The organism is Tissierella sp., assembly GCF_031460495.1.
GTDB lineage: Bacteria > Bacillota > Clostridia > Tissierellales > Tissierellaceae > JAVKTS01.
This window is the reverse complement of record NZ_JAVKTS010000001.1, coordinates 300,272-323,039: the sequence shown is the minus strand read 5'-3', so window position 1 is coordinate 323,039 and position 22,768 is coordinate 300,272. Positions and strand designations below refer to the sequence as shown.

The window sequence follows — 22,768 nt, the reverse complement described above, 5'->3', positions numbered from 1 at the left end:
TTAGCATAAGATATTAAATATGCCTATTATAAATTATCTCTTTACATCGTTAAAGCACTCCATCACTAAATAGTTCTTCAACTGTTTCATCATCATACTTTAAATATTCTTTTAGTATCTCTTCAGTATGCTGTCCAAGAACTGGAGCAGGAGTTCTGATACTTCCCGGTGTATTGCTAAGCTTTATTGGTATGCCTGGCATTTTGAAGTTCCCGGCAATTGGGTGTTCAATCTCAACTATCATTTCTCTTGCTAAAACCTGTGGATCATTTACCACCATATCTATAGAGTTAATAGGTCCATTAGGTATCCCTTCCATATCCAAGCAAAGCTGCCACTCCTTTGTAGTTTTTACCTTAAAAGCTGGAGAGAGCAAAGGCCTTAATTCATCATAGTTTTCATTTCTAAGTGGATTATCTTTAAACCTTTCATCATGAATAAGTTCTCTTGTTTCAAGACATTCACAAAGCTTTGCCCAAAGATTATTGTTCCCTGCAGCTACCATTATTTCCCCGTCAGATGTTTCGAAGGTCTCAAAAGGCACTATTGATGTATGTCTGTTTCCATATGGTCTTGGTACATCTCCAGTTACATAATATCGCGCAATGGCGTTTTCAAGCATTGCTACTTGACAATCAAGCATTGCCACATCAACTTTTTGCCCCTTTCCTGTAGTATGTCTGCTTTCCAATGCAGCTAAAATCCCAATAGCAGTAAACATACCTGCAGATATATCCCCTATTGATGAGCCTACTCTGGTTGCTTTTCCATCCTTCTCTCCTGTTATACTCATGATTCCCCCCATAGCCTGAACAACAGCATCGTATGCAGCTCTTTTGCTATAGGGTCCTGTATGACCATAACCTGATGCTGCTGCATATATAAGTTTTGGATTAATTGTTGAAAGATAATCATAACCAAGACCTAACTTTTCCATAGTACCAGGCCTGTAATTCTCCACCAGTACATCCATATCCTTTATAATTTCAAGAAATATTTCTTTACCCTTTTCAGTCTTTAGATTTAGTGTCATGCTTCTTTTATTTCTATTGATGCTCATAAAATAGGCGCTTTCCTCATTTAAGTAAGGTCCATATCCTCTTGAATCATCTCCAGTTTTAGGCACTTCAATTTTTATAACATCTGCACCCATATCTGCCAATATCATAGTAGCATATGGACCAGCCAATACTCTTGTAAGGTCAAGGATTCTAATATTTTCCAATGCTTGTTTCATAGCAATCCTCCTATTGTAACTACCCGTCTGAAAGACGGGTAGTCCATGCTATTCATCTTATACTGATTCAAATGCTACTATACGACAAATTGAAGATTCTCCACCTTGGAACTTCCAAGGGAAACATCCAACAACTACTCGTTTATTTGATAATTGGTCAATATCTCCACCAACATTTTCAGCATGAATTAATTCATATGGTTTAATGAATAGTTTAGTGTGCATTGCTTGATATACTTGTGGCCATGGGTATATTTCATCTAATCCCTTACCAAATTTTTCTTTCATATATTTATCACATGCTTCTGCTTCTCTTGGTTCCCAATCACGGATTTTAGTGTTCATAGGATGATCTGCTGAACCGCAGTCAACTCCGATCCACTTAAGTTCCATATCTATTGCCCATTGAACAAAATCCATTGAAGGTCCTGGATGTCTTAACATATATCTTCTTTCATCTGCTTGTGGTTGGTCCCATCCATATCTATGATATCCAGTATTTATAATAAGAATATCTCCCTTTCTTACTTCTACTCTATCCATAATATCTTGAGGAGTATATATACCAAAGTCTTCTGATATATCAGATAAATCAACTACTGCTGCTGGTCCAACTAGTTTTTCCATTTCTAATGATGCAATATCTCTTCCTGCCGTATCAAAGTGCATTGGTCCATCTAAGTGAGTTCCTACATGATTTGAAGTAGTGATTAATTGTCCGTTAGCTCCATTAGGTGCTAATCTCTTAAAAAACTTGATTTGAAGAGGTTCATAAGTAGGCCAAGGTGGTGTTAAATGGCTAAGATTTTGTGTTAAATCATAAATCTTTACATTTCCCCAGTTTTCTAATAAATTCATTTTATTTCCTCCCTTTATTTAGTTTGATTTTTTAATTAATGACAATATACAATAATCTATGCTTGGGATAATTCTCCATCTGCTTCTAGTATTTCTACAAATGCTTCTAAAGCATCTTCAAAACATTTCATAGGTGGATGTACGATCCCTGCTCCCACCTGCCCAACACCAGGATCCTTATGGGCAATACCCGTGTTGATTACTGGAAGAATTCCTGTTTCTACAACTTTTTGGATATCAATGCCTGTTGCTGTTCCTCTAAAATCAAGAACTGGTATTTTATATATATTATTTTCAGCTTCTGTTATTTCGTACATGGATTTTGAGTAATTTATAGCGTCCTGTGGATTTCCTCCTACAAATTGAACTATTGGAATAGCAGTGGCCATGGCAAATCCGCCGATTCCTGCTGTTTCAGTTATACAGCTATCCCCTAAATCTGGGTTAGCATCTGCCATTGTATATCCCGGGAAATAAAGTCCATCAATTAATTCAGCTGGTGCTGCAAACCATCTGTCACCAAGACCTGAGACTCTAACTCCAAATTCTGTCCCATTTCTAGCCATTGTACTTACTATTGTGCTGTATTTAATACCCGCAGCAGCATCCATAGTACATTTACATGCTGGCATTGATAAATTTAGGAAGAAATGGTCATTACTATTTAGGAATTTAAGTACATCTACCTTATCTTTTTCTGAGAATTTAGTCATTACTATAGCTGGAGCAAGTTGTCTAATCACTAATGAAGTGCCAGCTTTGTTTCTGTTATGACCTTCATCACCCATTTGTAAAATTTGTGCTATCAAGGATTTAAAGTCTATTTCACCAGTAATCTCTAATGCCTCTTTTAAAACTGGTGCTAAGGTTTTTTCCATCCAATCTAGTCTAGTTATGACCTCTTCTCCAAAAGCTCCAAATCTTAATACCTTTCCCAATCCTTCATTCATAGTACAATATGCAAAATTTCCATAAGTCTTATTCTCCATTACCCAAACAGGCATTGAGTAGGTAACCACGCCTGCCATTGGCCCTACTGCATTGTGATGATGACAGGAATCAAATGTTATTTCCCCTGATGCAGCAAGTGCTCTTGCTTCTTCCTCGTTTGATGCCAGTCTTTCATAGATTAAACCACCGATAACAGCCCCCTGAAGTGGTCCACTCATTTTATCCCAAGTAACTGGTGGTCCTGCGTGAAGTATGGTCTTTTTAGTCATTCCTGGGACATCATCGCTCGCCTTCCCTACCCTAACAAGCGTAGGTTGAGCACTTAATATTCTCTCAAGGACCTCTTGATTAGCCTTAGCAATTTTTTCTGCTATCATTTTTACCACTCCTTTTGAAATATTAGAAACAAACCCTATTATTTAAGTCTTGATAATAAAGAGGAGAGTTTTTTATTACCACCAGCTGAGGGTCTCCAATCAACATGTATAACTTTTATCTTTTGTTCCTTTAAATCCTTGTAAAATGATTCCAAGCCTACATTTATTACTTTAAGTTCTTTGTTAAAAAGTTCATTCACTTTCATATGAAAAACCTCCAATCCTATTTAATCTTGTCTAGAATTAAGCCAGTAAGTCTTACTGCCTGAGCATTTGATGGCATTACTATAACTCCTATTTCCTCAAGTCTCTTCTTAGATTCTTCTAGACTTTGAGGGTCACTGTTAGTTCCACATACATATCCTATGACTGATAGGTACTTGCCCCTACTTGACATTTTTTCCTTTGCTTCAATAATTGAAGGTATCATTTCTCCGACTGGATCCTTATGAGCACCATAACCAAGTACAAAGTCCATCAGTAATACAGCCATTTCATCATCATTTGATTCTTGGTAAAGTCTTTCAATCCTGCTTAGGGGATCTATCATTGGGTGTGGTTTTCCTACTGTAAATTCATCATCTCCAAAATCAATACAAGTATTTCCAGTGCTTATCCTTATGTCCTTCATTCTATATTCAGGTAAAAGTGGTATATTTGAATATATATCTTTAATATCCTTACTTAGTAATTTCATAGCTTCATCTGCTAATGTTCCACCAGTATAAAAGCCTCTGAAGTATTTTTGCTCTTGAGCAAATTTACTTACTTCTTCATCAACAATCCTATTAATTTTCTCATCTGACAGGTCAAATCTATCAAAATCTTCAACTTCTTCATTTCTCAATAATGCTACTGCTTTTCTTGCAGCATCTTCTAAAGAGCAAGACGGATATGCACCATATTTTTCAATAATACTTCTGTCACCACCAATGAAATGAACAACCACTGGTTTTGGAGAATCTTTTACTGCCTTAAGTATTTTTTCTGCAACCTCTTCCGCTGGTGGTTTTGAAACAAGTAAAATTACAGAAGTTTCAGGATCATTCATAAGAGCTTCAATGCCAAGCAACATCATAGAGCCACCAATTTCCTTCTTTAAATCCCTTCCACCTGTTCCTATTACCTGCGATACTCCCTCTCCAAGCTTATCTATAAGAACAGTAACTTCCTGTGTTCCTGTACCTGATGCCCCCACTACTCCAATATGTCCTTTTTTTACAACATTGGCAAAAGCTAATGGCACATTATTTATTATTGCTGTACCGCAGTCAGGTCCCATCATAAGAAGTCCTTGGCTAACGGCTAGATCCTTTAGCTCCTTTTCTTCTTCAATGCTTACATTGTCACTAAAGAGCATAACATTTAGTCCCTTATTTAAGGCTTTTTTTACTTCATCAGCTGCATATTTGCCAGGAATCGATATAAGAACCATATTAGATTGTGGTTCATGTTTTATAGCAGAGTCCAAAGTTGGTGGCATGTAGTCATTATCTCTGTCTTTCTTCTTCTGGTTTAGAAGATTATCTACATCATTCATAATATCTTCAATTTCAACTTCATCATCTGCTAGTATACTTATAAAGAAATCATTTGGAGTTATCTCAGTGATTTCAGAGTTTGATAATCCTAAATTCTGTGCAATTTCCTTATTTAAGTCAGTACCCATACCTATTAATGCTTCTTGTACACCTTTTTTCTTCTTTATGTCTTTTGAAAGTATCATTAATGTAACAGAATCATAATAGGTATTCTTCTTAATATTATATTTCACATTAGCCATAACTTACCAACCTCCTAGAAAATTGATTAAATTGAATTATAGTTCCAATATAAATTCCAGAGATAATATCTGTTCCTGATGTTTCACCAAAATCTGCTACTCTCTTTAAAAGGAGATTATAATCATCAATATTGGTATAAGAAAGTAAGGAAAGCATTAAGTCTCTTATATCCTGATTTACCTCTCCCTTAGATGAAGTCTTTAGCATTTCTTCACTAACTCTTGTAGTTTTTCCGTCTATTTTCTCAGTCATAAGCTGATTGAATGCTAGGCAATCAACAATGTCCTTATTTAAATAGTCAAATAAATATATTCTAGAAATCATAAGTCCATTTATAAAATCATCCATAGATGGAGTAAGCCCTGGACCAAATCCAACTACATCTTTAACTCTGTCTCCAATAGTAGCTTTACACTCTCCTATATAAGATTCAATAAAATCTGAAAATCTTTCCTTAATAAAAATAATTCCTTTATCTGAAGTTTGATTTATTGGAATCAATTGAAATCCACAATATTTGTCATTAAGAGTAGTTAGCAATGATAAAATTCCTTCTGTTTTCTCAGAGTGAATCAGAAAACCTTTCATTAACTCTAACTTTTCAAAAATACTTTCTACATCATCCCTTGGATATGCAAAAATTGGATTTCCATCCCATTTAGAAGCTTTATCAATAAAAATATCAATACCAAGTCTCTCAAGTCTTATGTAATTATGGTAAAAATTAATTGTCATGGAAGATTCAATGCCAAGATTAAGAAAGGATATATTATCTGATACTCTAATGGTATATGGAGCCATAGGCTTATTAAAATTGAGAAATGTGATAAACTCATTATCTGATGTTATTACATTGAAGGCATTATGAAAAACTGAATGAACTAGCCCTGTGAAGTTTGTGTACTGCATTTTTCTATAAAGATTAACACATATGCTATTTGCAATCATAGGATTCAAACCTTTATATTTATTTAGTTTCTATAATCTAATAATATATCATTTATTGTCCATTTACTTTATAGAAAATTCCAAAAATTTTAACAACTCTTTGTTAGTATTTCATAAATAATAAAGTCCATGGTTGTCATTTCAAGTGAAACAAGGAATCTATAATTATGCAGTGTCAACTTAAAAAAACTCCTGCTAAAAAGCAGAAGTTTTATGTTATATTATTAATCCACTTACGGGATTTCAATCGCATTAATCCTAAGATTAATTTTGCTACTTCTTCCAAAATTGCCAAGGCATATACCAAGTGTACAGGAAGTTTAAACAAAAATGCTCCCATAATGGTTAGAGGAACTCCTATAAACCACATTGTAGATCCCTCTATTATAAGGGCACTTCTTGCATCCCCTGCCCCACGCAAAATACCTACTATTATAATCATTCCTAAAAATCTAACAATAAATATTATAGAGATTATATAGAGCATAATTAAAGTACTGCTCCTTACTTCACTAGAAACACTAAACAAATCTAATATAAGAGGAGATGTTAATGCCAAACTTAATCCTAAAATTATACTGACAAACGAAGAAATTCCCATGAATTTTTTAGCATAATCAATGGTTTGTTCTTCTTTTCCTTCCCCTATGCTGTTACCAATCATTATAGCAGATGCACTTGCCATTCCAAAGGTCACTACCATAAACATATTACTTACAGTATTACATATTTGAATAGCAGCTGTAGCCCCTGTCCCCATACGACCATAAACAACGGAATAAATAAGGCTTGCCATAGCCCATAATACATCATTTAATAAAACAGGCAGAATAATCCTATAAGATTTCTTGAAAAAGTCCAGGTTTAAATCTTTTAATTCTCTTAATTTTGCTGCAAATACTCCATTATCTTTATAAACTAAAAACACAAGTGCTATTGCTTCAACTACTCTGGCTATTAATGTAGCAATTGCAGCTCCTTCTACCCCTAAGGCAGGAGCACCAAATTTTCCAAATATGAGAATATAGTTAAAAAACACATTACATAAAAGTGCTGCTATATTAACAATCAAAGGTGCAAGAGTATTTCCTATTGAACGCAAAGAATAACTGTAGATAAAAGTTACTGCTGTAAAAATATAGCTAAATAATACTATAAATAAGTATTTTCCTCCTAAATCTATAACTGTAGAATCTTTATTAAATATTGAAATGATTTTTTCAGGATTAATAAAACCTACAGCCATGAAAATTATAGAAACAAGCAAAACAGATACTAATCCTAAACCAAGCACTCTTTTTATATTTGTAAAGTCTTTCTTTCCCCAGTATTGAGAAATATAAACGCTACATCCTCCACATAAGCCAATAAGTATCATGGTAAAAAAGAAAAAGTACTGATTGGCTATTCCAACAGCAGCTATTTCTACTTCTCCTAATTTTCCCACCATGATGGTATCTACCATATTAAGTGAAGAAGTAATCAAATTTTGAATCATAACAGGTAAAGCTATTTTGAGCATATTTCTCAAAAAAACCTTATCAATTTTTGAAGCTAATTTAAGTCCTTTATACATTTTGTACCTCCAAGATGATATTATGCCAAAATCAATTTTATTTTAATTATCTTTACTTCTTATTATATCATAACAATCTATTAATCCTTCTTTGCAATAATTGTAAACTCTCCAGGTAATTTTTCATTTGTCCAAGATGGATGTTCATCAAATCTATTTAGGATAAATCCATTTTCAATAACTGCATTAATGATTTCACTAATGGTGTATTTCCTATAACTACATAAAGGCATATGTCTGCGAATCTCATCAGGGAAAAATCTTGCATGAGCCATTTCACCTTCAAGTACATCTGTTGAAAAATAACTCATTGTTGCTTGTTCTAATTCTAGAATATCTGATACCTTTTGAAATGGATGAAAATCACTGCAAATCATTCTTCCATTTGGCTTTAAAAGCTGATACATTATTTTCATAAATTGGTCAATATCATGAAAATAATGTAGAACTCCTCCTTCCATAAAAACCACATCAAAATATCCTTCATATTTGCTCATGTCAATTTCCAATACATCACCAACTACAAAATCAATATCCACATTAGCTTCATCTGCAACTTCAAGTGCATATTTTCTATTATCCTCTGAAATATCAAAGATTGTAACTTTCGAGCCTAAAATTGCTAATGGAATTGCTTTTTTACCACATGAACCGCAAATATTAGCAATTTTAATACCTTCATATGTATCAAAATAGCGCACATATTTTCTTAACATCGTCATTGGGTTTTCTAAATTTTCCTTAGCTCTATCAGATGGTTTCCCAGAAGTATTTACCCAAAAATCATATGTATTATATTCCCAAGCCTTTTTATTTTGCTCACTATAACCTATCATATAATCCCCCTTAGTGAATTGGTATTTACCATCGCCCCATATTTTTGCAATGTTTTTCTAAATATACTTTCTTTAATTCTTCAGGTGAAATAGAATAACAAAGCATTACATCATTAAAGTACATTAGAACATCGCACAACTCCTCTACAAAATCCTTCCTTGTCTCTTCATTATCCACAATCTGATTGTCACCTTTTTTCTTGATTATGTCTGCAACTTCACCTGCCTCAATCATCATCCATAATAATTGATTACGACCCTTTTCTGGTGACAATGCACCCCATTTATCCTTATATTTTTCTTGTAATTCCTTTTGCATTTTTTGCATCTCATTTAGACCAAAACTATCCATATCGAATTCCTCCATCTAATTACCATTGTTATGTATTGAATAACAGCTTTTTGCATCATATTAAATAAAGAACACGCAACAAGTATCTAATAATAATTATATTTCTTTCATCATTAAACACTCGGTTACTCCTCTTTTATACAAGTTTGGAATAATTCCAACCTCCTTATACCCAATACTTTGATACAATTGTTTAGCTCTTGGATTAAAGTCTGCAACTACAAGAAATAACTTTGAAGAATTTTTAGAAGTTGTTTCTTCAAAGTATTGTAATAGTTTTTTCCCTATTCCAAAATTACGAAACTCCTCTTTTACAGCTATGATATGTAAATACGGAAAGCTATGAAATGAACCATTAAGAATAAACCAAACAAAGCCTAAACATTCACATTCTTTATTTATGGCAATAAAAATTTCTCCTTTAGAAATTCCTTCATTTAAGGCTCGAATAGCTTTATCTTCTTCAGAAAAATATACTCTTCCTAATTCAGACTTCTGTAAAGCAATTTTACAGTCAATCAAGTGTTTGTTTTCAGCTTTGATAATATTTATATCCATTAACTATTGCCTCCCATCAAATTTAACAAGAATTTATTCTTACTAAGACTTATAATACTACTGTTGCGACTCTAAGGTAAATTAGACTCACCATACCTAAGGACTTAATCATCAATTCCTATCATTTTAATAAGATACATTGCATTTTTAGTTGTAGAGATGCCCCTATTAATTTTATAATCAAAATATATCTTATTATTCTTGTAATACTCTTTAAAATGGTAGTTTCTAATTTTCCCGTTGCTTTCTCTTTCAAGGACTTCCAATTCTAAATCATGGGTTGATACTAACCCTATTGCCATATTATTTATTAACTTATTTATAAGTATCTTTGCCCCTTCATGTCTATCATGAGAGTTAGTTCCTTTAAATACCTCATCTAATAAGAAAAACACATTATTTGTTTTAGATTCATCTACGATTTTCTTAATTCTAAGAAGTTCAGCATAAAAGGAGGATGTATTTTGTTCAAGGCTATCACTTACTCTCATGCATGTGTATATATTAAATATACTACAACAAAAATCTTTAGCACATACTGGTGCACCTGCATAGGCTAATATCAGATTAATTCCTATGGTTCTTAAATATGTACTTTTACCAGACATATTTGAACCTGTTATTAACAAGACCTTGGTCGAACCATCTATTTTGAAATCATTACATACGCGCTTATCAGTAAGTAAAGGGTGCCCCATATCTTTTGCCATAATATAATATGGATTATCTATTATTTTTGGGATTGTCCAATCTGGATTATCGTGCCCTATATTAGCTAGGCTCGATAAAGCTTCAAATTCCCCCACTGTTTCAAACCAAGTCCTTATCAGAAGCCCCGACTTTTTCTTCCATTGTTCCAATGCAATCATGCACTGATAATCCCATAATGTTATAATATTAATTATCATAAAATATGGATTGTTCCTATTAGAAATACTATCAGCAATATTCTCTAATTCTTTTATCTGTTGACAAGCTGTAAGTTTATCTATATCTACAAGTTTATCTTTTAATTTTATAAGATATTCAGATTTAAAACTCCTCTTTTCTATATAATTTATCATCTTCCTGTATACTTTTATACTATCTACATGTCTATATACTAAATCTAGTTGTTTTGATCTTTCAGCATATTTAAATATAAGTAAGATTATTTGTATTGCCAACATTAGAATAGGGATTTGGAATGGTATTTTTTTAAAGATGGCTAGCAAAAAAAATCCTATACTAATCATGGGAATTAATCCAGCTCCAATTATTAACCAATACTTTGTATACATTTCATTTTTCGTTTCAAAGAATTCGTATAAAGCATCGTGATCATTAGATTTATTATTTACTATTAAACCCTCTGCCATAAATCTTTGACGCCAGGGTAACTTGCAACTTAGTTCATCAATAGCTTTCTGCCTGTTTCTAATTACCTCTTTATCTTTACAGGGTTGAGTAAGATATTTCCTCAGTATATCTCTTCCCATATAGGTTGTTGTAGTATTAATATATTGAAATAAAGATGCTTGACCAAATATATCAAGATCATTTGAAAAGCTATGATTATCATCTCGAAACTCTGCACCAGTGTCACCGAAATTATTCCAATCCCCTTTTAGGCGTAATAACGCATCTTCATTAATCTTATTGAATGCATGAAAATATCTATTATTGGCTTTCAACTTATTATGCTTGATAACTAGAAATACAAAGATCGACATATATACAATAAATATATAGTAAATCAAATAGTATCTTTTGATAAAGTATAAATACATTATATTTGCTATCCCCGTTAAAGCTATAATTAATCTGATATTGGTAATCATATCAACCCTTTTAGCTTGTTTCTGTAATAAATCATAATAAACCTTTTTTCTTTTCTCATAGATTTTTAATGGCTTATTAATTGTAATCCCCCCTATTTTAGATTATAGGTTTTTAGCAGGTATCTAGTTGATTATTGCATATTTATCTACCGTTACGACGCTAAAAATAAAGAATGTGTTATATAGATACTTAAGAATTATGCCTATTTTGTTAGTTTAGCATCTTCTGATAAAATGCTCAGTATGTTGACTTATATTAAATATTTTTTCTTTAATAAATGAAGGGTATATTGTTATTGACTTTATCTGTTCTAATGGCATCCACCCCAAAAAAACATTGCAATTATCTTTTTGGGAAATAAACTCCCCATTATCTGAAATATCAGAGCCATCACATAGGTTTATTAAATAGTAAAATGCTATTGTATTTGCCAGCTTGTTATTCCAATGCCAGAAGCACTCTTCTGTCCAGATAAGTCGTTGGCAATTAATATCGGCTCCAGTTTCTTCTTTGTACTCTCTAATTAAGGATTCTATAGAGGTTTCACCAATCTTCACATGCCCGCCTGGTAAAGCGTACTCATTACTTTCTTCGTCTCGTTGAACTAAAATTTTACTATTTCGTATCAATACACCAACAGTTCTGAAACTACAAATATATGATTCACTACTGAAAATCCAATCCTTTTGCACTATCAACACCTCAACTAATATAATAATCTGCTTCACACTTATCTACTGTTACTATGCTAAATATAAATGATCGAGCTAAATTGTTCTATAAATATTTAATAATATCTAAAAGAGACTTTATTCGGGTATAATCAAATAGCTCAGAATTTACATTAATCCCAAATGTCATAATACCAAACTTATTTCCAAGTTCTACATCAGAGACAGAATCTCCAACTGTAAATGACTTGTCTAATTCTATATGCGGATACTTTTTTAAAGCCATATCTACAAGCCCTGTTTTGGGCTTAAAGCAATTGCAATTTTCTTTTCTTGAATGTGGGCAGTAGAGCGTATCTAATATGTCTATTTCATTATTATTTAGTTCCAGCAATAGCTTTTCTGTAAATTTTCTGTACTGTAATAATGTGATGATTCCATCATTTATCAGGTATTGATTTGTAATAATGATGATGTGATAACCTTTTTGGCTTATAACTTTTAATGCTTCTAACGAACCATCAAGTAACTCAGGTTCATAAATATATCTCCAGTCATCATCTTGATAATCTTTATTTATTGTTCCATCTCTATCTACAAACGCAACCTTCATATATAACACCCACCCATGAAAAATATTTGTACCAGCTATTACGCAATAATCTACTAACGCATATTTTAAAAGAGAATGGAAGCTGTATAACCTTCGTATTAAGCTATATAATTAGATTAGATTTTTCATATAACTGTAACCCATTCTATTAGCTCCATCACCTGTAGTACATTTCCCATATTCAACAATCGAATATCCACATTTCCGATAAAGTTTTTGAGCAATAAAATTTTCATCAGTTGTATGTATACCAATCTTGGTAAAACCCTTACTCTTTGCATACTCTTCTGAAAAAGCAACCGCACAATGACCTATTCCTTTATTTTGCTGTTCAGGTGATACTGCAAGCATAGCAATCCATGCAGTTTCAGTATTTGAAAGCCCATTTAATCTTAACCAACCAACTGGAATGCCATCAAAACAAATTATAAAATGACTTTCATCACTATTATTCTTCCAATACTTATTATATGTTTCTAGCCATTCTTCATAATTCTTGACAGCGTTATGTAAAGAAGCAATAATATCTTTTTCGTTTAGCAATCCAGTAAGAAATGAAATATCTTTTTCCTCCATTTTGCAAAAATCAATCAAACCTATCATCCCCAAATCTAAATATAAGTTAGTTACATATAAATTTACCTTTGTGACGTATTTTATAAAAAGTGCGAATTATTAGTCAAATAAAATTATACCTATCAAATATAACGTCTTACTCTATTCATATATTTTATATATTCTTCTCCAAATTTCTTAATACACCATCTTTCTTCTGAAAGAATAATCCAATGAGCAGATATTTGGAAACATATTAATAACACAAGCAATATCCATGATTGTGTTAGAAATACACACCCTAAGAAATAAATGAAATATGCAATGTACATAGGGTTGCGGGATACTCGATATAACCCATTTAAATTTATTCCGCTCATTTTAGGCTTAGCATAATTTATTATAGATACCCCATATAAAATAATTCCTATACTATAGATTATTATACCTATGTAAAACCAATCAGAGTCTGCCCTGATTTTAAGCAATAATAAATATAGTAGTATAAGGGAGGTTGAAATTTGATAAACCCAATATGCTACTTTTTCTCTTCCGATTACTGGGGCAAATAAACCTGCACGTTTAAGTGCTTCTTTGTTTACTATATTCAAAAGCCCATACCTAATAAGTATAATTGGTATTACAGTCAAAACTGCATTCATTTTATCCCACCTCCTATATCTTTAACTTATAACTACTTCCGACTATTGCATAATTATTCAAATATACAGGATATTAATATATAGAATACAGTCATCCCATTCCATGTGGTCATTCAATAATACCTCATACTAATTTAACCTTTTTACATTTAATAATTTTAATAATTGCGACGTAATAATCTACTAATGTTCATCTATAGTATATAAATCATCCATCCACTTATCAACATCATTTTCACAATTGTCCTAAGTAATCTGAATTTTATCCTATTTTAAAAATCCAAAAAGGTAATTAACACAACTCTATCTATATCTAAAAAAGTCAGTCAGAATAAACAAATTCTAACTGACTTTCCAAAGGATATTTTCAACAGAAGTAACTTCTATCCCTTCATCATCAAAACGCTGAGTCGTAAGGTACTTGAAACCCAGTTTCTTTTGAAGCATTTCAGAAGCAGTATTAAAAGGAAAATGACCACATTGAATGTAATCCATACCCTCTATGTCAAATAGGTGCTTAACCACAGCAGTTACTGCTTCCAACATTAAACCTTTACGCTGATAGTTCTTAGAGATGGAGAAAGACATGCTTTTTCCGACTTTGCCCTTTAATTCCTCTAATTTTAAAAGTTCCTTGGGAACAGCACAAACAGTAAGATTGCCAATAATTCTACCTGTATCCTTATAGACCAACCCATAGCATCGTTCTTCTTTATCTTTGAGCCATTCAAAATTCCAAAGTGCATCTTCTCTGGAGTGCATCAACCTCCTACCCATCATTCTACACATTTCATCATCCATTGCGTATTCGCAAAAATCATTAAAATCATCTTCCTGGAACTTACGCAAAACAAGGCGTTCTGTTTCTATAAACATAAGGTATCTCCTCCACAAATATCATTCTATAAACATTTTATACCTATATCTGAACAATATCAATGTTATTCAGATACAGGTATAAATAGGGTTGCCTTATATTTGCCGAGAATCATTGGCTTAGGCCCAATTTTCCTGATATCTCCATAGCTTGTTTTAAGGCCAATTGCTGACAAAGCCATCACCATACAAAATTTTAAAGTTCCTGAAATTTCAGGTACTATATTATAGAAGAATAATTTTTCCTGTAAAATTTACTCCTGGGTTGAATTGCTTATACTTATTTAATATGGGATTCAATGCCATACCAACTAAAAGGGCCATGACAGTGGCACCTATAATGTCGCCTGCTATTAGACTACTTAAAAACATTGCGACAATAGCTACACCAGCACTAAAAAACAAACCTGGTACGAAGTTTTTTATTTTTTTAACATAAGATACCTCCACAATTACTTAAATAATATCTTGAGTATATCATCTAATTTGTATAAAATGAAATTATGATAATTTGTATTTATATAAATTAAATTTATATGGAGGTCCCAAATGTTAGATAATAGATTACAAACATTCCTTACACTTTGTGAAACTTGCAATTATACAGAGACTGCTGAAAAATTAAACATGACACAACCTGCTGTTACACAGCATATTCAGTTTTTAGAGAATTATTACCAGGTAGTATTAATATCAGGTAAAGGAAAGAATTTTTCTCTTACTAAAGAAGGTAAAGCATTGCAGCAATATGTAAAAACACTTAAAGCAAATTCAGAGCGAATTTTACCCTTATTGCACCGTATTAAAAATCAAGTCAAACCATTGAATTTTGGAGCAACATTAACTATTGGGGAATACACTGTTCCACCTATTTTGCATAAAATACTTAAAGAAGATCCAGAAACTAATATTTCAATGTTTGTAGAAAATACTAATGTTCTACAGGAAATGCTTTATGATGGGAAAATAGACTTCGCCCTGCTGGAAGGTCATTTTAACCAAAATCAATTTGAATTCAAATTAATATCCAATGAAACATTTATTGGTGTTTGTTCTCCAGAAAATGAGATTGCATGCAAAACTAATGATCTGCAGGAATTGCTTGAGCAAAATCTTATTCTCCGCGAACCTGGAAGTGGAACCCGTGATATACTAGAACAAGCATTGTACAATCAAAATTTAAGTATTAAAGATTTTAAAAGAAAAATTGAAGTTGGTAATATGAATGTTATTAAAGAATTGTGTCATCAAAACATTGGCATCACTTTTATGTACCGTGAAGCTGTAAAAAAGGAAATATCTCAAGGATATCTTAAAGAAATTCCAATACGAAATTTTCATATTAGTCATCCTTTTAATTTTGTTTATTTAAAAAATTGTCCTGATAAATCTCAAATAGAATATTGGTTTGAAAAAATAATACACTATTTCAATAATAGAATATCTTGTTAGAATAATAAAAGATGCTATGAAAGAGATAAAAACAAATAAATCCTGTTAAGACTTAATAATCTTAACAGGATTTATTTATTGAATACAAAAATATAAAATTGTTACTTTACTAATAGGCAAACAGATTCTGTATTCCTTGAGAGGATAATAATGATGTCGTAAATACTTAGCTGCAGTCTTTCTTGAGATATTAAGACCTTCTTCTATATAGTCAATCTTAGTATAGAATTCAAAAAATAACGGAGAAGAAATTAATGTAGGGGCTATTTTCTTTAAAAAAGTTAGAAACTTGATTTACATCAAGGTTTTATATCTTAAATTGCTTTAAAATGAATCTATAAACCGACGAAAGGAGCAAAAAAACATGACAAAGGCGGTATTTCAACTGGAACAGGTAACATGCCCATCCTGCATTTCGAAGATAGAAACTTCTTTGAAGAAAATTGCTGGTGTTGAGGATGTGGAGGTCTTATTTAATGCAAGCAGGGTAAGAGCTCAATTTGATGAATCTCAGGTTAGAGTAGAACAATTAGGACAAATCATAGAAAAGCTGGGATATCCAGTCTTATCTATTAGAGCTTCTTAATACAAAAAATAATTGGAGGTATGGAAAAATGAAAAAATCAAGGATTTTTAAATCGGTTATGGGTTTGATGACAGCAATAGCAATTATGATTATGCTTCCTATATCAGCCAGTGCCCATTGTGATACAATGGATGGTCCTACTGTTATCGATGGACTGGAGGCAATGGAGGAAAATAATATTAACCATGCATTGATATGGGTAATGCCTGATTATGAGGCAGAGATAACAGAAGTCTTTGAACTTAGCATGAAGGTTAAAGACCTGAGCCCAGATGCAAAGGCCCTTGCAGAACAGTATTTCCTTTCTGAGCTTATCAGAGTGCACAGAGCTGGGGAAGGTGCACCATTTACAGGAGTGAAACCTTCAGGAACAACTGTTGATAAGGTAGTAATAGCAGCTGACGAGAGTATTGCAATTGGTGATTTGTCACCGATGGAAGGTCTTATAGAAGAAGAAAGAATGCAGGAATTAGAGGAAAGATTTGATAATGCAATGGCTTTAAAGGATTTTGATGTTAATGATGTTGAAGCTGGAAGAGAATATATTGAAGCTTATGTTAAATTCTTTAAATTTGCCGAGGGCGAGGAAGATCATCATGGAGAAGTAGGTGGCCACGAAGAAGCAGGTCATTCTGAAGAAGAAACAGCTACTCATGAAGAAGAGGCAGTAGAAACTCATAGTAAAGAAGTAGCAAGTGAAAATAATAAAAATTGGCTTCCATGGTCATTAGCAGGATTATTCCTGATTACAACTATAATATCACATGTTAAATTAGATAAAGCTAAGAAGAAATAGATAAATAAACCGCTTTAAGTCAAACTATCTTAAAGCGGTTTTTAGAATTAAAATACTACTATAGGAGACCAAAAATGAATACTATAAAGAGATGGATATCCTTTTTAACAGCTGTCATTTTAATTGTTCTACTACTTTATAAATTTGTTTTCTTTGTTGTAGTTGTACCAAGTGCTTCTATGTATCCTGCAATAGAAATCGGCGACCGTATTATTACTAGCAGAATTCATAATTACAGCTCAATTGAGCGAGGAGACATTTTAGTGTTTTACTCAGAAGAGTTTCGGGAAACAATGATAAAGAGGGTTATTGGGCTGCCAGATGACTTAGTTGAAATAAATAAAAATGGAGAGGTCTTTGTAAACAATAAGAAGCTGGATGAACCATATGTAAAATATCCTGATAATTTGAGTGGGAGCTTTTCAGTACCTGAAGGGAAATATTTTTTCCTTGGTGATTTTAGAATACATTCTATGGATAGCAGAAAGTGGAAGGAACCCTTTATTTCTGAAGACAAGATTTTAGGTAAGGCAAAACTTATAATATTTCCACTTGATAGAATAAAAATAATCAACTCAGAGGAGTGATAAATGTGCATCATCATGAAGAAAAAGGCCATCATGTTTGTATTTCTGTAGTTCCGATTTTCAACCATCTGGAGGAGGACCAAATGGCTGAGATTATGGAAGTAACTAGATCAGTTTCATTTAAAAAGGGAGAGATAATCTATCGTGCAGGTGATTTTTCAGACTCTCTATATATTGTAAACAAAGGGAAAATTAAAATTTATCGGTTATCTGAATCCGGAAAAGAGCAGCTGGTACGTATTTTACATGTAGGGGATTTTACAGGTGAGCTGGCATTGTTTAAGGAATCTGTTCGTGAAGCATATGCAGAAGCAATGGAAAAGACTGAGGTCTGCACAATAAAGCGTCAGGATTTACAGGAGCTTCTTATGAAATATCCTTCTATTTCTTTAAAAATATTAAATGAGTTTTCAAATAGATTAGGACAGTCAGAAAAACAAACTGCACGATTTGCAGCAGAAAAAGTGGAGACACGACTAGCCCTTTTCTTAGCTGAGTGTGTGGATAGTGAAGAACAATCATCAGAAATTATATTGCCCATGAGTAAAAAAGACTTAGCATCCTACTTAGGTACAACTCCAGAAACCATAAGCAGAAAGCTGTATGATCTTGAAGACGCAGGACTTATTAAGCAGAAGCAACATAGGAAAATTGAGATATTGGATTTGGATGGATTACTTCTTGTTTAAAGACGATAGCAGATACTCGAGTTGTTACTACAAAGGATATGGATAAATTATGTGATACTATGGTAATTTAAAAAAGATGACTCCTGTAGAACACAGAAATCATCTTAATGAAGTGGCATAAGTAAATAAAAATCCTCATTTTTAGAATAAATTATATAATTGGGCCATCGGAAGTTTTTCTGCTGGTTCACAAGTTATCTTTTCTCCATTGATCAATACTTCATAAGACTCAGGATCTACTACCATGTCTTCTACAATTACATCATTGTGAATCATATCTTTTTTGCCTATATTCCTGCAATTTTCAACTGGCAATACTTTCTTTTGTAAATTTAATTTATCTATAGTTCCATTTTCAATTGAAATTTTTGAAACAAAAGTAATACAAGTTTCGTATACAGCTTTTCCTAAAGCTCCAAACATAGTTTTATAGCGAACCGGTTGAGGAGTAGGTATAGTAGCATTGTCATCTCCCATTCTAGCATTTACAACCATGCCACCTTTTACTATAACTTCAGGTCTTACTCCAAAGAAAGCTGGTTTCCACAGTACTAAATCAGCAAATTTACCTACTTCTATAGAGCCTATATATTTTGATATTCCATGGGCTATTGCAGGATTTATAGTATATTTTGCTACATATCTTTTTACTCTAAAATTATCACTATCTTCAGTATCGCTTTCTAAAGGACCTCTTTGCATCTTCATTTTATCTGCTGTTTGCCAAGTTCTTGTAATTACCTCTCCTATACGACCCATTGCTTGAGAATCAGAGCTCATTATGCTAAATATACCCATATCTTGAAGAACGTCTTCTGCAGCTATAGTTTCAGGACGAATTCTAGAGTCAGCAAAGGCTATATCTTCTGGTATATCTGGATCTAAATGATGGCATACCATTAGCATGTCTAGATGTTCATCTATAGTATTAATAGTATATGGCATAGTAGGATTAGTTGAAGCTGGCAATATATTTGTTTTAGCAGATGCGACTATTATATCTGGCGCGTGGCCACCTCCTGCTCCCTCTGTATGGAAAGTATGCATAGTTCTACAACCTATAGCTTCTAAAGTATCTTCTACAAATCCACCTTCATTTAAAGTATCTGCATGTAGAGCTACTTGAACATCATATTTATCAGCAACAGTTAAACTTGCATTTATTGTAGCAGGTGTTGCTCCCCAGTCTTCATGAATTTTTAACCCTAAAGCTCCAGCTTCTACCTGCTCAATTAAAGGTGCTTCAGTAGAACAATTTCCTTTACCAAAGAAACCTAAATTTACAGGTAAATTTTCTGCAGCTTTTAACATTTTATGAATATTCCATGGTCCTGGAGTACAGGTTGTAGCCTTTGAACCTTCAGCAGGACCTGTTCCACCACCAATCAAAGTTGTAGTTCCACTTGTCAAAGCAACTTCTATCTGCCCTGGATTTATAAAGTGAATATGTGTATCTATGGCCCCTGCTGTTAGAATACACCCATCACCTGCTAATACCTCTGTACCAGCCCCTATTGTTAAATTATGATGGATGTTGTCTGATATATCTGGATTTCCTGCAATACCTATTCCTATTATGTTTCCGTCTTTTATACCAACATCTGCTTTTACAATTCCCCAATGGTCAATTATTATTGCATTTGTAATTACTAAATCTAATGCATCCCTACTAGTAACTGTTGCAGATTGACCCATACCATCTCGGATAGTCTTACCGCCACCAAACTTCATTTCTTCACCATATATTGTATAATCATCTTCTATTTCAATAAATAAATTAGTGTCAGCTAATCTTACTCTATCTCCAGTAGTTGGTCCATATAAAGTAAAATAGTCCTTTCCAGAAATTGTTTTACTCATAATATCACCCCTATTCTATAAAATTTTTAGCTTTGGCTCTTTCTAAACTATTTTCAAGATTATGTTTGTTAATACGTGCATTGGTAAGGTTATTAAATCCCACTATAACCTTATTTCCTCCTATTTCCACTAAGTCTACTTCCTTTTCTTCCCCTGGTTCAAATCTAACAGCTGTTCCAGCTGGTATATCTAATCTCATTCCAAAGGATTTTTCTCTATCGAATTTTAATTGCTTATTTACTTCAAAGAAGTGATAGTGAGATCCAACTTGAATAGCTCTATCTCCATGGTTGGATACTTTAATTTTTATAGTTCTTTTATGTTTATTTAAAGTTATATCTACATCTTTAACTATTACTTCACCTGGTATCATTTCTTTCTCCTTTCTAAATAATAGGGTTATGAACAGTTACAAGCTTTGTTCCATCTGGAAAGGTAGCCTCAATTTGAATATCATCAATCATTTCAGGAACACCTTCCATTACATCTTCTCTACTTAAAACCTTAGTTCCTAAATGCATAAGTTCTGATACAGTTTTTCCATCTCTTGCTAATTCAAGCAGCTCTGCACTAATAAGTGCAATCGATTCTATATAGTTAAGCTTTACACCTCTATCTTTACGCTTTCTTGCAACTTCACCAGTTGTAAAAATCATTAGCTTCTCTATGTCTTTTGAATTTAAATGCATTTTTTCTCCTCCTTGCCTTCTTCAATAGTTTTTATTATTCTTTCTGAAATTCTCTCTAGAGACTGAGAGTTAAAACCTAATATACGAATTACAACATCCTTACTCCAGGTATAGCTAACTCCACCATCTACATTGTTTTGCTCAATAATATCTCTAATTTCACTTATAATTGTTTCGCTTAAATCAAAATTGAAAATTAAGATATTAGCTAAATGAGTGTAGTTTTCTAACATTCCTATTTCTCCAACATAAAAATCTTTAGGTTTAAAAAATGTATTGTCTCTATATAATAATTTTCCCATTGCCCTAACATCTACTAATGATTTAAAATATTTATATTGGAATATTTCACCTCTTGAATATCTGCCACAAGCAATTATTTCAGAAATTATAAATTTAGATGTATCATCTTCTAATTCAACATTTACTTTTGAAGAAAAAGCTGAGTTTGCAAAAGGTATAGTTGGTAATGGTATATATTTCAAAAAAGCATTCTTTGAAATATAAATATCTGTATTTCTCTTTGCCTCTTCTTCTTTCATCTTGTGAATTTTTTCATAAGATTGAGAAGTAATTATGGTATTAGAGCCTTCTAGGGTTTTAATATTAATTTCTTGAACATCACCCTCCAGAATACCTGCGGAAACAGTTATAGCTACTATCTTTAATGCACCATTTTTCTCATAAAATGGCCTTGTTATTTTAAAAGGGGTTGTGAAGTATACATCTTCAATAATAGTTTTACCATTTCTGCCTTTAGTAGTTATATTTAACTTTGATGTATTTTTATAAGAGTTACCCATTTCTATATTCCTTCTAATAATACATTTTCTTTAATCCATTTAATTACTTCATCCTCACCTTTATCCTGTTTTAGATTAGAAAATATAAAGGGCTTATCTCCTCTCATTTTCTTTGCATCTCTTTCCATAACCTCTAAACTTGCTCCTATATAAGGTGCTAAGTCTATTTTATTTATAAGTAAGAGATCTGAACGAGTAATTCCGGGGCCTCCTTTTCTTGGGATTTTATCTCCACCTGATACATCTATTACAAATATAGTAGCATCTACTAATGCTGGACTAAATGTAGCTGAAAGATTATCTCCTCCACTTTCCACAAATATTATCTTTACATCAGGGAATCTTTTTACAACTTCATCTATTGCTTCTAAATTCATTGAAGCATCTTCACGTATGGCAGTATGAGGACATCCACCAGTTTCAACTCCAATAATACGATCATGTTCCAATATACTATTTTCCATTAAAAATTCTGCATCTTCCTTAGTGTAAATATCATTTGTAACTACACAAATACTATAATCATTAGACATTTTTCTAGTTAATTTCTCTATTAATGCTGTCTTTCCTGAGCCAACTGGCCCAGCTACTCCTATTTTTACATATGGCATATTTTCATCTCCTTAAAATA

Annotated in this window: 28 protein-coding genes; 5 read left to right on the top strand and 23 right to left on the bottom strand. The window is 32.5% G+C overall.

Going from position 1 to position 22,768, the window contains the following annotated elements:
• Positions 1–49: 49 nt before the first annotated feature.
• The 18 genes from RIN63_RS01555 to RIN63_RS01475 form a co-directional block, all read right to left on the bottom strand.
• Positions 50–1,237 (bottom strand): CoA transferase, encoded by a 1,188-nt coding sequence (locus tag RIN63_RS01555; RefSeq protein ID WP_310442894.1) that lies wholly within the window; start codon positions 1,235–1,237, stop codon positions 50–52.
• A gap of 57 nt (positions 1,238–1,294) precedes the next feature.
• Complete coding sequence (locus RIN63_RS01550) at positions 1,295–2,095, bottom strand: cyclase family protein (RefSeq protein WP_310442893.1); 801 nt, start codon at positions 2,093–2,095, stop codon at positions 1,295–1,297.
• Positions 2,096–2,151: 56 nt separating this feature from the next.
• Positions 2,152–3,423: a DUF1116 domain-containing protein gene (locus RIN63_RS01545; RefSeq protein ID WP_310442892.1), complete on the bottom strand. Its 1,272-nt coding sequence runs from the start codon at positions 3,421–3,423 to the stop codon at positions 2,152–2,154.
• A 38-nt stretch (positions 3,424–3,461) separates the two neighbouring features.
• Positions 3,462–3,629 carry a hypothetical protein gene (locus RIN63_RS01540; protein ID WP_310442891.1) on the bottom strand — a complete coding sequence of 56 codons (168 nt, stop codon included), beginning with the start codon at positions 3,627–3,629 and terminating at the stop codon, positions 3,462–3,464.
• Between the two features lie 17 nt (positions 3,630–3,646).
• Positions 3,647–5,206 carry an acyl-CoA synthetase FdrA gene (gene fdrA, locus RIN63_RS01535; RefSeq protein WP_310442890.1) on the bottom strand — a complete coding sequence of 520 codons (1,560 nt, stop codon included), beginning with the start codon at positions 5,204–5,206 and terminating at the stop codon, positions 3,647–3,649.
• A complete protein-coding gene (locus tag RIN63_RS01530) occupies positions 5,199–6,155 on the bottom strand; it encodes a DUF2877 domain-containing protein (RefSeq protein WP_310442889.1) in 957 nt (318 codons plus the stop codon). The genes fdrA and RIN63_RS01530 overlap by 8 nt, the downstream gene beginning before the upstream one ends.
• A gap of 211 nt (positions 6,156–6,366) precedes the next feature.
• A complete protein-coding gene (locus RIN63_RS01525; RefSeq protein WP_310442888.1) occupies positions 6,367–7,731 on the bottom strand; it encodes an MATE family efflux transporter in 1,365 nt (454 codons plus the stop codon).
• A gap of 80 nt (positions 7,732–7,811) precedes the next feature.
• On the bottom strand, positions 7,812–8,567 hold the full coding sequence (locus tag RIN63_RS01520) for a class I SAM-dependent methyltransferase (RefSeq protein WP_310442887.1): 756 nt from the start codon (positions 8,565–8,567) through the stop codon (positions 7,812–7,814).
• A 25-nt stretch (positions 8,568–8,592) separates the two neighbouring features.
• Positions 8,593–8,919 carry a MazG nucleotide pyrophosphohydrolase domain-containing protein gene (locus tag RIN63_RS01515; RefSeq protein WP_310442886.1) on the bottom strand — a complete coding sequence of 109 codons (327 nt, stop codon included), beginning with the start codon at positions 8,917–8,919 and terminating at the stop codon, positions 8,593–8,595.
• Positions 8,920–9,015: 96 nt separating this feature from the next.
• Positions 9,016–9,477: an N-acetyltransferase gene (locus RIN63_RS01510; protein ID WP_310442885.1), complete on the bottom strand. Its 462-nt coding sequence runs from the start codon at positions 9,475–9,477 to the stop codon at positions 9,016–9,018.
• A gap of 104 nt (positions 9,478–9,581) precedes the next feature.
• Complete coding sequence (locus RIN63_RS01505; RefSeq protein ID WP_310442884.1) at positions 9,582–11,189, bottom strand: MutS-related protein; 1,608 nt, start codon at positions 11,187–11,189, stop codon at positions 9,582–9,584.
• A 324-nt stretch (positions 11,190–11,513) separates the two neighbouring features.
• Complete coding sequence (locus RIN63_RS01500; protein WP_310442883.1) at positions 11,514–11,990, bottom strand: NUDIX domain-containing protein; 477 nt, start codon at positions 11,988–11,990, stop codon at positions 11,514–11,516.
• An 85-nt stretch (positions 11,991–12,075) separates the two neighbouring features.
• Positions 12,076–12,582 (bottom strand): HAD-IIIA family hydrolase, encoded by a 507-nt coding sequence (locus tag RIN63_RS01495; protein ID WP_310442882.1) that lies wholly within the window; start codon positions 12,580–12,582, stop codon positions 12,076–12,078.
• 111 nt (positions 12,583–12,693) lie between these two features.
• Positions 12,694–13,176, bottom strand: coding sequence for a GNAT family N-acetyltransferase (locus tag RIN63_RS01490; RefSeq protein WP_310442881.1), 483 nt, complete (start codon positions 13,174–13,176; stop codon positions 12,694–12,696).
• Between the two features lie 104 nt (positions 13,177–13,280).
• On the bottom strand, positions 13,281–13,799 hold the full coding sequence (locus RIN63_RS01485; RefSeq protein WP_310442880.1) for an isoprenylcysteine carboxylmethyltransferase family protein: 519 nt from the start codon (positions 13,797–13,799) through the stop codon (positions 13,281–13,283).
• Positions 13,800–14,141: 342 nt separating this feature from the next.
• Positions 14,142–14,675, bottom strand: a complete 534-nt coding sequence (locus RIN63_RS01480; protein ID WP_310442879.1) for a GNAT family protein — start codon at positions 14,673–14,675, stop codon at positions 14,142–14,144.
• Positions 14,676–14,740: 65 nt separating this feature from the next.
• Positions 14,741–14,887, bottom strand: coding sequence for a putative sulfate exporter family transporter (locus tag RIN63_RS15365; protein ID WP_399324153.1), 147 nt, complete (start codon positions 14,885–14,887; stop codon positions 14,741–14,743).
• A 13-nt stretch (positions 14,888–14,900) separates the two neighbouring features.
• A complete protein-coding gene (locus tag RIN63_RS01475; RefSeq protein WP_310442878.1) occupies positions 14,901–15,125 on the bottom strand; it encodes a putative sulfate exporter family transporter in 225 nt (74 codons plus the stop codon).
• A 99-nt stretch (positions 15,126–15,224) separates the two neighbouring features.
• Here RIN63_RS01475 and RIN63_RS01470 point away from each other — a divergent pair, with 99 nt between their 5' ends.
• From RIN63_RS01470 to RIN63_RS01450, 5 genes are all read left to right on the top strand, one after another.
• Complete coding sequence (locus RIN63_RS01470; protein ID WP_310442877.1) at positions 15,225–16,127, top strand: LysR family transcriptional regulator; 903 nt, start codon at positions 15,225–15,227, stop codon at positions 16,125–16,127.
• A gap of 364 nt (positions 16,128–16,491) precedes the next feature.
• Positions 16,492–16,713, top strand: a complete 222-nt coding sequence (locus RIN63_RS01465; RefSeq protein ID WP_310442876.1) for a heavy-metal-associated domain-containing protein — start codon at positions 16,492–16,494, stop codon at positions 16,711–16,713.
• A 28-nt stretch (positions 16,714–16,741) separates the two neighbouring features.
• Positions 16,742–17,509 carry a DUF6448 family protein gene (locus RIN63_RS01460; protein ID WP_310442875.1) on the top strand — a complete coding sequence of 256 codons (768 nt, stop codon included), beginning with the start codon at positions 16,742–16,744 and terminating at the stop codon, positions 17,507–17,509.
• A gap of 74 nt (positions 17,510–17,583) precedes the next feature.
• Positions 17,584–18,096: a signal peptidase I gene (gene lepB / locus RIN63_RS01455; RefSeq protein WP_310442874.1), complete on the top strand. Its 513-nt coding sequence runs from the start codon at positions 17,584–17,586 to the stop codon at positions 18,094–18,096.
• Positions 18,097–18,179: 83 nt separating this feature from the next.
• On the top strand, positions 18,180–18,785 hold the full coding sequence (locus RIN63_RS01450) for a Crp/Fnr family transcriptional regulator (protein ID WP_310442873.1): 606 nt from the start codon (positions 18,180–18,182) through the stop codon (positions 18,783–18,785).
• A 141-nt stretch (positions 18,786–18,926) separates the two neighbouring features.
• Here RIN63_RS01450 and ureC read toward each other — a convergent pair whose 3' ends face one another.
• From ureC to ureG, 5 genes are read right to left on the bottom strand one after another with little or no spacing between them, the layout of a single operon-like run.
• Complete coding sequence (ureC, locus tag RIN63_RS01445) at positions 18,927–20,645, bottom strand: urease subunit alpha (RefSeq protein ID WP_310442872.1); 1,719 nt, start codon at positions 20,643–20,645, stop codon at positions 18,927–18,929.
• Positions 20,646–20,655: 10 nt separating this feature from the next.
• Entirely contained in the window at positions 20,656–21,018 is a 363-nt protein-coding gene (gene ureB / locus RIN63_RS01440) for an urease subunit beta (RefSeq protein WP_310442871.1), read from the bottom strand.
• Positions 21,019–21,031: 13 nt separating this feature from the next.
• Positions 21,032–21,334 carry an urease subunit gamma gene (ureA, locus tag RIN63_RS01435; RefSeq protein ID WP_310442870.1) on the bottom strand — a complete coding sequence of 101 codons (303 nt, stop codon included), beginning with the start codon at positions 21,332–21,334 and terminating at the stop codon, positions 21,032–21,034.
• Positions 21,325–22,137 (bottom strand): urease accessory protein UreD, encoded by an 813-nt coding sequence (locus RIN63_RS01430; protein ID WP_310442869.1) that lies wholly within the window; start codon positions 22,135–22,137, stop codon positions 21,325–21,327. The genes ureA and RIN63_RS01430 overlap by 10 nt, the downstream gene beginning before the upstream one ends.
• A 2-nt stretch (positions 22,138–22,139) precedes the next feature.
• Positions 22,140–22,748, bottom strand: coding sequence for an urease accessory protein UreG (gene ureG / locus RIN63_RS01425; protein ID WP_310442868.1), 609 nt, complete (start codon positions 22,746–22,748; stop codon positions 22,140–22,142).
• Between the last annotated feature and the right edge of the window lie 20 nt (positions 22,749–22,768).

Excerpts from the sequence above, each read along its gene's own strand:
- RIN63_RS01555 (WP_310442894.1), bottom strand. The coding sequence starts at position 1,237 with ATGAAACAAGCATTGGAAAATATTAGAATCCTTGACCTTACAAGAGTA.
- RIN63_RS01550 (WP_310442893.1), bottom strand. The coding sequence starts at position 2,095 with ATGAATTTATTAGAAAACTGGGGAAATGTAAAGATTTATGATTTAACA.
- RIN63_RS01545 (WP_310442892.1), bottom strand. The coding sequence starts at position 3,423 with ATGATAGCAGAAAAAATTGCTAAGGCTAATCAAGAGGTCCTTGAGAGA.
- RIN63_RS01540 (WP_310442891.1), bottom strand. The coding sequence starts at position 3,629 with ATGAAAGTGAATGAACTTTTTAACAAAGAACTTAAAGTAATAAATGTA.
- fdrA (WP_310442890.1), bottom strand. The coding sequence starts at position 5,206 with ATGGCTAATGTGAAATATAATATTAAGAAGAATACCTATTATGATTCT.
- RIN63_RS01530 (WP_310442889.1), bottom strand. The coding sequence starts at position 6,155 with ATGATTGCAAATAGCATATGTGTTAATCTTTATAGAAAAATGCAGTAC.
- RIN63_RS01525 (WP_310442888.1), bottom strand. The coding sequence starts at position 7,731 with ATGTATAAAGGACTTAAATTAGCTTCAAAAATTGATAAGGTTTTTTTG.
- RIN63_RS01520 (WP_310442887.1), bottom strand. The coding sequence starts at position 8,567 with ATGATAGGTTATAGTGAGCAAAATAAAAAGGCTTGGGAATATAATACA.
- RIN63_RS01515 (WP_310442886.1), bottom strand. The coding sequence starts at position 8,919 with ATGGATAGTTTTGGTCTAAATGAGATGCAAAAAATGCAAAAGGAATTA.
- RIN63_RS01510 (WP_310442885.1), bottom strand. The coding sequence starts at position 9,477 with ATGGATATAAATATTATCAAAGCTGAAAACAAACACTTGATTGACTGT.
- RIN63_RS01505 (WP_310442884.1), bottom strand. The coding sequence starts at position 11,189 with ATGTCGATCTTTGTATTTCTAGTTATCAAGCATAATAAGTTGAAAGCC.
- RIN63_RS01495 (WP_310442882.1), bottom strand. The coding sequence starts at position 12,582 with ATGAAGGTTGCGTTTGTAGATAGAGATGGAACAATAAATAAAGATTAT.
- RIN63_RS01485 (WP_310442880.1), bottom strand. The coding sequence starts at position 13,799 with ATGAATGCAGTTTTGACTGTAATACCAATTATACTTATTAGGTATGGG.
- RIN63_RS01480 (WP_310442879.1), bottom strand. The coding sequence starts at position 14,675 with ATGTTTATAGAAACAGAACGCCTTGTTTTGCGTAAGTTCCAGGAAGAT.
- RIN63_RS01470 (WP_310442877.1), top strand. The coding sequence starts at position 15,225 with ATGTTAGATAATAGATTACAAACATTCCTTACACTTTGTGAAACTTGC.
- RIN63_RS01465 (WP_310442876.1), top strand. The coding sequence starts at position 16,492 with ATGACAAAGGCGGTATTTCAACTGGAACAGGTAACATGCCCATCCTGC.
- RIN63_RS01460 (WP_310442875.1), top strand. The coding sequence starts at position 16,742 with ATGAAAAAATCAAGGATTTTTAAATCGGTTATGGGTTTGATGACAGCA.
- lepB (WP_310442874.1), top strand. The coding sequence starts at position 17,584 with ATGAATACTATAAAGAGATGGATATCCTTTTTAACAGCTGTCATTTTA.
- RIN63_RS01450 (WP_310442873.1), top strand. The coding sequence starts at position 18,180 with ATGGCTGAGATTATGGAAGTAACTAGATCAGTTTCATTTAAAAAGGGA.
- ureC (WP_310442872.1), bottom strand. The coding sequence starts at position 20,645 with ATGAGTAAAACAATTTCTGGAAAGGACTATTTTACTTTATATGGACCA.
- ureB (WP_310442871.1), bottom strand. The coding sequence starts at position 21,018 with ATGATACCAGGTGAAGTAATAGTTAAAGATGTAGATATAACTTTAAAT.
- ureA (WP_310442870.1), bottom strand. The coding sequence starts at position 21,334 with ATGCATTTAAATTCAAAAGACATAGAGAAGCTAATGATTTTTACAACT.
- RIN63_RS01430 (WP_310442869.1), bottom strand. The coding sequence starts at position 22,137 with ATGGGTAACTCTTATAAAAATACATCAAAGTTAAATATAACTACTAAA.
- ureG (WP_310442868.1), bottom strand. The coding sequence starts at position 22,748 with ATGCCATATGTAAAAATAGGAGTAGCTGGGCCAGTTGGCTCAGGAAAG.